Source organism: Erwinia typographi (assembly GCF_000773975.1).
Lineage (GTDB): Bacteria > Pseudomonadota > Gammaproteobacteria > Enterobacterales > Enterobacteriaceae > Erwinia > Erwinia typographi.
Genome location: NZ_JRUQ01000097.1, coordinates 1 through 11,340, shown reverse-complemented (window position 1 = coordinate 11,340; position 11,340 = coordinate 1). Strand labels below are relative to the sequence as shown.

Sequence of the window (11,340 nt, the reverse complement as noted above, 5' to 3'; positions counted from 1 at the left end):
GCCGGGGCGTTTCCCCGCTCAGCCAGAAGATTAGATCGTCGAGGAGTTTGAATGCGTCGTTATGCAGTCTGGTTCACCACGCTTTTCCTGCTGTTTACCTTCTGGAGTCCACTGACTCAGGCGCAACCGGGATGGCAGCCTGTTCCTGAAACGATCCGCAAGAGCGAAAAAGATCCTCGTCAGTATCAGGCGATTACGCTGGATAACGGCATGACTGTACTACTGGTTTCCGATCCGCAGGCGACGAAATCTCTCTCGGCGCTCACCATTCCGGTGGGATCGCTGGAAAGCCCCCGCAATCAGCAGGGGCTGGCACACTATCTGGAGCATATGCTGCTGATGGGGTCCAAACGCTATCCTCAGCCCGACAATCTGGCTGAGTTTCTCAAGAAGCATGGCGGCAGCCATAATGCCAGCACCGCTTCCTACCGCACCGCATTCTATCTGGAAGTTGAAAATGACGCGCTGGAGCCTGCCGTTGACCGGCTCGCTGATGCCATTGCGGCGCCGCTGCTCGATCCGGTCAATGCCGATCGCGAACGCCACGCGGTGAATGCGGAACTGACCATGGCCCGCTCGCGTGACGGGCTGCGGATGGCGCAGGTCGGCGCCGAAACGCTCAACCCCGATCACCCCAGCTCACTGTTCTCCGGCGGCAACCTGGACACGCTGAAAGACAAGCCGGGCAGCAAGCTGCATGAGGCGCTGACGGCGTTCTATCACCGCTACTATTCGGCAAACCTGATGAAGGCGGTTATTTACAGCAGCAAGCCGCTGGCTGAGCTACAGACGATCGCGGTCAAAACGTTTGGTCGGGTAGAAAACCATAACGCCGTGGTGCCTGAAATCACCGTGCCCGTTGTGACGGATAAGCAAAAAGGCATCATCATCCATTACGTGCCTGCTCAGCCGCGTAAGCAGTTGAAAATTGAGTTCCGCATTGAAAATAACAGCGATAAATTCCGCAGCAAGACCGACACGCTGATTGCTTACCTGATCGGCAACCGCAGTAAAAATACCCTTTCTGACTGGCTGCAAAATCAGGGGCTGGCGGACTCTATTGAGGCCGGGGCCGACCCGATGGTGGACCGCAACGGCGGCGTGTTCTCCATTTCCGTTTCGCTAACGGATAAAGGCCTGGCGAACCGCGATGAGGTTGTTGCGGCGGTGTTCAGCTACCTGAATAAGCTGCGCAGCGGCGGAATCGATAAGCGCTATTTCGATGAGGTGGCGAACGTACTGAACCTGGATTTCCGCTATCCGTCGATAACTCGCGACATGGACTACATTGAGTGGCTGGCCGATACCATGCTGCGCGTGCCGGTTGCCGATACGCTGGATGCGCCCTACATTGCCGATCGTTACGATCCGCAGGCGATTAAAAATCGGCTTGATGGCATGACGCCGCAAAATGCGCGGATCTGGTACATCAGCCCGGATGAGCCGCACAACAAGGTGGCTTATTTCGTTAACGCCCCTTATCAGGTGGACCCTGTTTCAACGGAGCATTTTGCCCAGTGGCAGGCGGCCAGCGAGAAAATCGATCTGTCGCTGCCAATCCTCAACCCCTATATTCCCAACGATTTCACGCTGATTAAGCCAGACGGTAAATACGATCGTCCGGCTGAAGTGATGAATCAGCCTGGTCTGCGCCTGTTCTATATGCCTAGCCAGTACTACGCCGACGATCCCAAGGCCAGCATCACCCTCGCCCTGCGCAACAGCGAAGCCATGAGCACGGCGAAAAATCAGGTCCTGTACGGCCTGAATGATTATATGGCCGGACTGGCGCTGGATGAGCTGAACTCACAGGCTTCCGTCGCGGGGATTGGCTTCTCCACCGGAGAGGATGACGGCGTTACCTTTAACGCCAGTGGCTTTACGCAGCACCTGCCGGAACTGATGAAAGCGCTGCTGAAAAGCTACGCCACCTACCAGCCCAGCCAGCAGATGCTGGATCAGGCCAAGTCCTGGTATCTTGAGCGTCTGGCCTCGGCCGAGAAGGGCAAAGCCTTTGAGCTGGCTATTCAACCCGCGCAGATGCTGTCACAGCTGCCTTACACCCAGCGCAGCGAACGTCGTGCGCTGGTGGCGGGGATTACCCTCGATGATTTGAACGCCTACCGTAAGATGCTGCTTGAGAAGTCCACGCCGGAGCTGTTGGTGGTGGGTAACATGACGCAGCAGAGCGCGAAGTCGCTGGCTACCGATCTGAAGAGCCAGCTGAACTGCGCCGGGCAGAGCTGGTGGCACAGCCAGTATCTGGTTATCGATAAAAAAACCTCCGCGAACCTTCAGCAGGCCGGAAGCAGTACCGACTCTGCGCTGGCTGCGCTTTATGTGCCGCTGGGCTATGAGGAGTACGAGAGCATCGCCCGCAGCGCCATGCTCAGCCAGATCGTTCAGCCGTGGTTCTATAATCAGCTTCGTACCGAAGAGCAGCTGGGCTATGCGGTCTTTTCCTTCCAGATGCCGGTAGGCCGCCAGTGGGGAATCGGCTTCCTGCTGCAAAGCAACGTTAAGCAACCGGCGTATTTGCTCACCCGTTTCCAGGCTTTTTACCCTACGGCGGAGAAAAGGCTGCGCGAGATGAGTCAGGAAGAGTTTGCGCAGTATCAGACGGCGATGATCAACGAGCTGAAACAGCGTCCTCAAACGCTGGATGAAGAGGCGGGGCGCTTCAGTAAGGATTTCAATCGCGAAAACAGCCGCTTCGATACGCGCGAAAAAGTGATTGCGCAGATCCAGCTGCTGACGCCGGAGAAAATGGCCACCTTCTTCCACCAGGCGGTGATTGAACCGCAAGGGCTGACGCTGCTGTCGCAAATTTCCGGCAGCCAGCACGAGAAGGCGGACTATGCGAAGCAGGAAGGCTTTACCAACTGGCAGGAAGTGTCCAAACTGCAACAATCTTTCCCGGTGAAAAGCGATAACCCATGACCCAACTTGCCCAGCGCCTTGATCCCTTAACGCTGCCTCTGCAAGGCGAAAGGCTTATCGAGGCCTCGGCAGGAACCGGCAAGACCTTTACTATCGGGCTGCTCTATCTCCGCCTGCTGCTGGGCCTGGGGAGAGAGGCTGCGTATTCGCGGCCTCTGCCGGTGGAGGAAATTCTGGTGGTCACCTTCACCGAAGCGGCTACCGCCGAACTGCGCGGCCGCATCAGAGAAAATATTCACAGGCTACGCATCGCCTGCGTGCGGGGTAAAAGTTCCGACGCCATGCTGTCGCAGCTGCTGGAGCAGATAAGCGATCTGCCTCAGGCGGCGGCGATGCTGCTGGCCGCGGAGCGGCAGATGGATGACGCGGGCATTTTTACCATCCACGGATTTTGCCAGAGGATGTTAAACCTCAATGCCTTTGAGTCCGGGATGCTGTTTGAACAGCAGCTGATTGAGGATGAGTTTCCGCTGCGTCGTCAGGCGGCTGCGGATTTCTGGCGGCGTTACTGCTATCCCTTACCGCTGCCGATTGCCAGGGTGATGACCCAAATGTGGCAAGGGCCGGAGCAGCTGTTGGCTACCCTGTCGCCCTGGCTGAACGGTGAAGCGCCTTCGCTGAAGCATCCGACCGATTTGCGGGAAACCTTCACCGAACGACACGAAAAAATCATCGCGGAAATTGCGCGCTTAAAGGCGGCGTGGCTGGCGGCGGGAAACCTGCATGATATTATCGCTCAGTCCGGCGTGGATAAGCGCAGTTACAATAGCAAGCACTTACCTAACTGGCTTGAAAAACTTAATCAGTGGGCCGCAGAGGCGACCGAAGATTACGCCTTCCCTAAAGAGCTGGAGCGTTTTGGTCAGCAGGTGCTGCTGGAGAAAACGAAAAAAGGGGAAGCGCCGCAGCATCCGCTGTTTGACGAGATCGACCGCTTTCTGGCCGCGCCTCTCTCGCTGCGCGAGCTGGTGATTGCCCGCGCGCTGCATGAAATCCGCTTTGCCACGCAAAAAGAGAAGCGCCTCAACGCGCTGCTGGGCTTTGACGACCTGCTGGGCCGGCTGGATAATGCGCTACAGCAGCCGGCGGGCGAGGCGCTGGCTCAGGCAATCCGCAGCCGCTATCCGGTAGCGCTGATTGATGAATTTCAGGATACCGACCCGCAGCAGTACCGGATTTTCCGCACGCTGTACGGCAAACAGCCGCAAAATGCGCTATTGCTGATTGGCGATCCCAAACAGGCGATTTACGCTTTTCGCGGCGCGGACATTTTTACCTATATGAAGGCGCGTAGTGAAGTTAGCGCCCACTATACGCTTGAGACCAACTGGCGGTCCTCTCCAGGCATGGTTAATAGCGTTAACCAATTGTTTTCCCGGCAGTCGAATCCGTTTCTGTTCAGCGACATCCCCTTTATCGCCGTGCAGCCCGCCCCCGCTAACGCTTCGCTCAGCTTTACGCTGGAGGGAGAAGAGCAGCCCGCGCTGCGCTTTTGGTTACAGCCGGGCGACGGCGTAGGTGTGAGTGATTACCAACAGTTTATGGCGCGGCAGTGCGCCGCCGAAATTCGCCGCTGGCTGACCGCCGGGCAGAACGGTACGGCGCTGATTGGCAAAGGCGGGGAACGCCGCGCCGTTCAGGCTTCGGATATCACCATTCTGGTGCGCAGTCGGGGAGAAGCCTCCGTTATGCGCGAGGCCCTGAACGGGCTGAACATCCCCTCCGTTTATCTTTCGAATCGTGACAGCGTTTTTACCACGCCCGAAGCCCGTGAAATGGTGTGGTTGCTGCAGGCCGTGATGGCCCCGGAGCAGGAGCGCGTACTCCGTGCCGCGCTGGCGACCAGCATTTTTGGCCTCGACGCAGTGACGCTGGATTCACTCAATCAGGACGAACGGGCCTGGGATGCGCTGGTCGATGAGTTCGACGGCTACCGGCAGCGCTGGCTGAAGCGCGGCGTGCTGCCGATGCTGCGCGAACTGATGATTAACCGCAAGATCGCGGAGAACCTGCTGGCGTCTGAGAGCGGCGAACGGCGGCTGACCGATCTTCTCCACCTGGGAGAACTGTTGCAGGAGGCCTCCGCTCAGCTGGACAGCGAACACGCGCTGATTCGCTGGCTGGCGCAGGAAGTGGCGCAGCCCAACGGGCAGTCCGCCAGCCAGCAGCTACGCCTGGAGAGCGATCGCCACCTGGTGCAAATCGTCACTATCCACAAATCGAAAGGGTTGCAGTATCCGCTGGTCTGGCTGCCGTTTGTGGCAAACTACCGCGAGGCGGGACAGGGGATTTATCACGATCGCCAGAGCTTTCAGGCGCTGCTCGATCTGCGCGATGACGAAGAGAGCGTCGCACTGGCTGAACAGGAGCGGCTGGCCGAGGATCTGCGCCTGCTTTACGTGGCGCTGACCCGTTCCGTCTGGCATTGCAGCGTGGGCATCGCGCCGCTGGTCAAAGGTAACCGCAAGAAAGAGGGCAGCAGCGATCTTCATCACAGCGCTTTAGGTTATCTTGTGCAGCAGGGGGAAGCGGCGGATGCGGCGGCGCTGCTTAATCAGCTTCAGGCGTTACAAACCAGCTCGCTGGACGTGGTGCTAGCCGCTGCGCCCGACGCGACGCCGTGGATGCCTGTGCAGGCGGAAAAGCAGGCGCTCAGCAGCCTGCAGCTGGCCCGTACGCTGCGCGATGAGTGGCGCGTCACCAGCTATACCGGGCTTCAGCAGCAGGGTCACTCGATCTCCTATGAGCTACTGCCGAGGCTGGATGTGGATGCGGTCGGAGAGAGTCAAAACCAGCTGGTCAGCCAGCTTACTCCGCACAGCTTCCCTCGCGGCGCGGCGCCCGGCACCTTTCTGCACGGATTATTTGAGGATCTCGACTTCACTCAACCGGTAGAGGAGCAGTGGCTCAGTGAGCGGCTGTTGGCGCAGGGCCACGATCTCGCGTGGCTACCGGTGATGAAAGCCTGGCTGGAACGCATCCTGCAAACGCCGCTGGACGACACCGGCGTCAGCCTCAGCCAGCTTACGCAGAACCAGCGCCAGGCTGAGCTGCAATTTTATCTCCCTATCCAAACCCTGCTGAACGCCGGGGAGTTGGACCAGCTAATCCGGCAACACGATCCGCTGTCCGCAGGCTGCCCACCGCTAAATTTCCAGCAGGTTCAGGGGATGCTGAAAGGCTTTATCGACCTGGTTTTCTGCTGGCAGGGGAAATACTACCTGCTGGATTACAAATCTAACTGGCTGGGCGCCACGGCGGATGACTACACCCCGCAGGCTATGGCGCTGGCGATGCAGTCGCACCGTTACGATTTGCAATATCAGCTCTACAGCCTTGCCCTGCATCGCTACCTGCGCCACCGGCTGGCTGACTATCGCTATCAGCAACATTTTGGCGGCGTATTTTATCTGTTTCTGCGCGGCGTTGACGGTACAGCCAGCGAGAACGGCATCTACCGCACGCGGCCGGACGCCGGGTTTATTACGGCGCTGGATGCGCTGTTTGCCGGTAAGTCGCAGGAGGATCTATGCCAGGAATAGTGGCGCTGTTGCAGCAGGCTGGCGAGCAGCGGCTGCTGCGTGCGCTGGACATTCAGTTTGCCCGCATGGTGGCGAGCGAAGAGCAGCCGGGGCTGATGCTGGCTGCGGCCTGCGTCAGTGCGGAAGCCGGGGAAGGGCACGTCTGTCTGCCTCTGGCGCAGTTTACCGGGCAAACGCTGTTTGACGGGCGGCAGCCGGGGCTTGCCCACCAACTATGGCTGGCGGCGGGAGAGCCGGACTGGCTAAGTCTGCTGGCAGCCTCCGAAGCGGTAGGGGACGGGACCACGGCCACGCCGCTGGTGCTGCATCAGCAGCGCCTCTACCTGCACCGGATGTGGCAATACGAAGGCAAGGTGGCGCAATTTATTGTGCAGCAGGCTCCACAGGCGGAGTTCGACCCGCAGCGGCTGCGCGACGAGCTGGACAGACAGTTTGGCCAGCAGCCTGACGACTGGCAGAAAATCGCCGCCGCAGTAGCGATCACCCGCCAGATTGCGGTGATTTCCGGTGGGCCAGGCACTGGTAAAACCACCACCGTTGCGAAATTACTGGCGACATTGCTGGCCCTTTCCAACGGCTCGCTGCGCATCCGGCTGGCCGCGCCAACCGGAAAAGCGGCGGCGCGGCTGACCGAGTCGCTGGGCAAAGCGCTACAGCGGCTTGAAATCAGCGATGAGGAGAAGCAGCGTTTTCCAGCGGAGGCGACCACGCTGCACCGCCTGCTCGGCGCGGTGCCGGGCAGTCAGAGAATGCGCTATCACGCCGGAAACCCGCTGCACCTCGATCTGCTGGTGGTAGATGAAGCCTCGATGGTGGATCTGCCGATGATGGCGAATCTGATTGCCGCTTTGCCCGCTCAGGCGCGGGTGATCTTCCTTGGCGACCGCGACCAGCTGGCATCGGTGGAAGCGGGCGCCGTGCTTGGCGATATTTGCCGGTGCGCCGAGGCGGGCTACAGCGTGCCGCGTGCGGAACAGCTGAGCAGGCTGACCGGATGCATAATCGAAGGCCAGGACGATCCTCTGGCCCCGCCGGTCCGCGACAGTATTTGTCTGCTGCGCAAAAGCTATCGCTTTGATCTCTCCTCGGGGATTGGTCAGCTGGCGCTGGCGGTAAACGGCGGCGACACGCGCCAGGTCGATAAGGTGTTTGCTGCCGGATTCGGGGATATAGATCGTTTCCCGCTGGCCAGCCGGGAAGAGTACCAGCATCTGCTCGACGCCTGCGTAGAGGGCTACCGTGGCTATCTTGGCCGCCTGGCGTCAGGCGAGGAACCGGCAAAGGTGCTGGAAGCCTTCGGGCATTTTCAGCTGCTCTGCGCTCTGCGAGCTGGTCCTTTTGGCGTGGCGGGGCTGAACGAGCGCATTGAGGCTGCTTTGCAAAAGGCCAGACTGATCCGCCGAGCGGCAGGCCCCGCGGGCAAATGGTACGTCGGTCGCCCGGTAATGATCGCCCGTAACGACGGCGCGCTGGGGTTGTTCAATGGGGATATTGGCATTGCGATGCAGGATCAGGAAGGCAGCCTGAAGGTCTTCTTCCCGCTGCCGGACGGCAGCATCAAGGCGGTGCAGCCAAGCCGGTTGCCGCCGCACGATACCGCTTTTGCCATGACCGTGCATAAATCTCAGGGTTCTGAGTTTGTGCATACCCTGCTGGTACTGCCGAACCAGTTTACGCCGGTGCTCACCCGCGAGCTGGTTTATACCGCCATCACGCGGGCGAAGCAGCGCCTGACGCTGTATGCCGACGCGCACGTCCTCAATAGCGCGGTGAAAATGCGCACCCTGAGGCGCAGCGGGCTGGTTGAGCGGCTGACAGAATCAGCAGGCCGCCGTTGAAAGGCAAAACGCCCGATGGCATCCATCAGGCGTTTTGTGGCAAACAGACGGCTGGCGTCTGCGGTCAGGAGAGCAGGCGGGCATGGCGCAGATCGGCCATCAGCACTTTCGAACGACGCTGATAGTTGTACATCAGCTTTTTACTGTCCGGCAGCACCTCAACATCCACCGGCGTAAATCCGCGTTCCTGGAACCAGTGAATACTGCGGGTGGTCAACACAAAGAGTTTTTTCAGCCCCATCTGGCGAGCCTGTAGCGCGACGCGCTCCAGCAGCGCTTCACCCCGCGACGAGCTGCGGTAATCAGGGTGCACCGCCACGCAGGCCATTTCGCCAATTTCTTCTTCCGGGAACGGATAGAGCGCGGCACAGCCGATGGTCAGGTTGTCGCGCTCAATGATAGTGAACTTATCAATCTCTATCTCCAGCTGCTCGCGCGAGCGGCGGACCAGGATCCCCTGCTGCTCAAGCGGCCTGATCAGTTCAAGTATCCCGCCAATGTCGTTGATGGTGGCGCGGCGGATCTGTTCGGCGCTCTCCATCACAATCTGCGTACCGATACCATCACGCGAGAACAGTTCCTGTAGCAGGGCGCCATCTTCCTGATAGCTGATCAGGTGACTGCGGCGCACGCCGCTGCGGCAGGCTTTGACCGCGCCGCGCAGGAAGCGCACGGTGCCGGAAAGATAGTCATCCTGCTGCTCCAGCTCTTCAATGCGCTTCTGGGCATCATTAGGGAAGAGCTCAGAGATGATCTTGCCTTCGCTATTGGTCACGCCCTGCTCCGAACAGAAGCCGATCATCTTTTCCGCCTTCAGCTTAATCGCCAGCTGCGTCGCTACTTCTTCCGAGGTGAGGTTAAAGCTCTCTCCGGTGACGGAGACCGCCACCGGTCCCATCAGCACAATCGCACCGCTGTCCAGCTGGCGGTGGATCGCCTCTTCGTCAATGCGGCGAATACGGCCGCTGTGACAATAATCGACGCCGTCATCCACGCCCAGCGGCTGGGCAATGATAAAGTTACCGCTGACGACATTAATATGCGCCCCCTGAAGCGGGGTGTTGTTCAGACTCATCGACAGCCGGGCGGTGATATCCAGCTGCAGGCGGCCAGCGGCCTGCTTCACCAGCTCAAGAGACTGCGCATCGGTAACGCGGGTATACTTGTGATAAATCGGCTCCAGCTGATGCTCAGCCAGGTTGGCGTCAATCTGCGGCCGGGCGCCATACACCACGACGAGGCGGATGCCCAGGCTGTGCAGCAGGCCAATATCATTGACGATGCTTGAGAAGTTCTCATGCCCGATGGCTTCCCCACCTAGCATGATGACAAACGTTTTACCACGGTGGGCATTGATATAGGGGACGGTATGACGAAACCCCTGAACCAGCTCGGTACTCCGTTCCTTCACGGCAAATCCTCTATGAATTATTATTCGATAAAAGTGTATTTTTATTCTTTTATGGGCCGGGTGCAAGTGGGAATTTTCTGCGTTTTTTTTCTTTGAACCGCGGGTAATACCGCTAATCTACTGCATTTTATCGCTTTTTCTGGGTGACACCACCAGAGGGATTCGCTAAAGTTTTTGCACTTGGTAGTCATTTGGCTTTTTTTTATACGCACAACAGCAACCAGATTGGAGTCGCATGTCTGATTTACGCTCGCCGGGCCGACGCCGGTGGTTAAAAAGCGCAGGAGCCGTCTGGCTGCTAAGCGTCAGTAAAGTTGGACTGGCCGCCGGCAGCCATGTGGTGGCGATCCGCCTCTGGCCTTCTTCTACCTATTCCCGCCTGACGCTGGAATCCAACGCGCCGCTTAAGTATAAGCAGTTTACGCTCAGCAATCCTGAACGCGTGGTGATCGATATTGCCAATATTCACCTCAACCAGGTGCTGAAAGGCGTCGGTAACCTGGTGCGGAATGACGATCCCTACATTAAAAATGCGCGGGTGGGGCAGTTTGACGCCGACACGGTGCGGCTGGTGCTTGAGCTGAAGCAGAACGTCGCGCCGCGCATATTTACGCTGGACCCTGTGGCGGGCATAAAAAACCGTCTGGTGCTGGATCTCTATCCGGCTAAGGGCAGCCGCTACGATCATCAGGACGATCCGCTTCTGGCGTTGCTGGAGGATTACAACCAGGGAGATTTAGAGAAAACGCAGCCGCCCGCCGCCCCATTACCGGGAAAAGCAGGAAAGGATCGGCCGATTGTGATCATGCTCGATCCCGGCCATGGCGGAGAGGATTCCGGCGCGGTGGGCAAGCACAAAACTCGTGAAAAAGACATTGTGCTGAAGATCGCCAGACGACTGAAATCGCTGATCGATAAAGAGCCAGGGATGCGGGCCTATATGACGCGTAACGAAGACGTCTTTATTCCGCTGAAGGTCAGGGTTGCCAAAGCGCGTAAGCAGCGTGCCGACCTCTTTGTCTCGATCCACGCGGATGCCTTTACCAGCCGTGCGGCGCGAGGCTCCTCTGTTTTTGCCCTCTCGACCAAAGGGGCGACCAGCACCGCGGCTCGCTATCTGGCAAAAACGCAGAACGAATCTGACCTGATCGGCGGCGTTAGCCTGAGCGGTGACCGCTATCTTGACCATAACATGTTCGATATGGTGCAGAGCCTGACGATAAATGACAGCCTGAAATTTGGTAAAGAAGTGCTTTCACGCATGGGCAAAGTGAATCATTTGCATAAGAAAACCGTCGATCAGGCGGGGTTCGCGGTGCTGAAAGCACCCGATATCCCTTCAATTTTGGTTGAAACAGCGTTTATCAGCAATCTTGAAGAGGAGCGCAAGCTGAAAACCACCCGTTTTCAACATCAGGTGGCGGATTCAATTCTGGCAGGGATTAAAGCTTACTTTGCCAGCGGCGCAACGCTGGCACCGCATAAATAGCGGCAGGCTGGGGCGGACGTGCGCTGCCCGGCTTCGCCGTATAAGCAACAGGAAAAATGTGCGGGGCTGAAAACAAAAAAACACCCGTTAAGGTGTTAAGTTGGTTGCGGGAGCCGGATT

The 11,340-nt window shown here is 58.5% G+C and carries 5 protein-coding genes; 4 read left to right on the top strand and 1 reads right to left on the bottom strand.

Going from position 1 to position 11,340, the window contains the following annotated elements; all coding sequences use genetic code 11:
• The first annotated feature begins 51 nt into the window (after positions 1-51).
• The 3 genes from ptrA to recD are packed head-to-tail and all read left to right on the top strand — an operon-like array spanning position 52 to position 8,320.
• A complete protein-coding gene (ptrA, locus tag NG99_RS25550; RefSeq protein WP_034899307.1) occupies positions 52-2,940 on the top strand; it encodes a pitrilysin in 2,889 nt (962 codons plus the stop codon).
• Positions 2,937-6,482 (top strand): exodeoxyribonuclease V subunit beta, encoded by a 3,546-nt coding sequence (gene recB / locus NG99_RS25545; protein ID WP_034899305.1) that lies wholly within the window; start codon positions 2,937-2,939, stop codon positions 6,480-6,482. The genes ptrA and recB overlap by 4 nt, the downstream gene beginning before the upstream one ends.
• On the top strand, positions 6,470-8,320 hold the full coding sequence (gene recD, locus NG99_RS25540; protein ID WP_034899302.1) for an exodeoxyribonuclease V subunit alpha: 1,851 nt from the start codon (positions 6,470-6,472) through the stop codon (positions 8,318-8,320). Before recB ends, recD begins: the two co-directional genes overlap by 13 nt.
• 64 nt (positions 8,321-8,384) lie before the next feature.
• On the opposite strand, the gene argA is transcribed toward recD, so the two are convergent.
• On the bottom strand, positions 8,385-9,731 hold the full coding sequence (argA, locus tag NG99_RS25535) for an amino-acid N-acetyltransferase (RefSeq protein ID WP_034899300.1): 1,347 nt from the start codon (positions 9,729-9,731) through the stop codon (positions 8,385-8,387).
• A gap of 235 nt (positions 9,732-9,966) precedes the next feature.
• Between argA and amiC the strand changes: the two genes are divergently transcribed.
• Entirely contained in the window at positions 9,967-11,220 is a 1,254-nt protein-coding gene (gene amiC / locus NG99_RS25530) for an N-acetylmuramoyl-L-alanine amidase AmiC (RefSeq protein ID WP_034899299.1), read from the top strand.
• Positions 11,221-11,340: the final 120 nt, after the last annotated feature.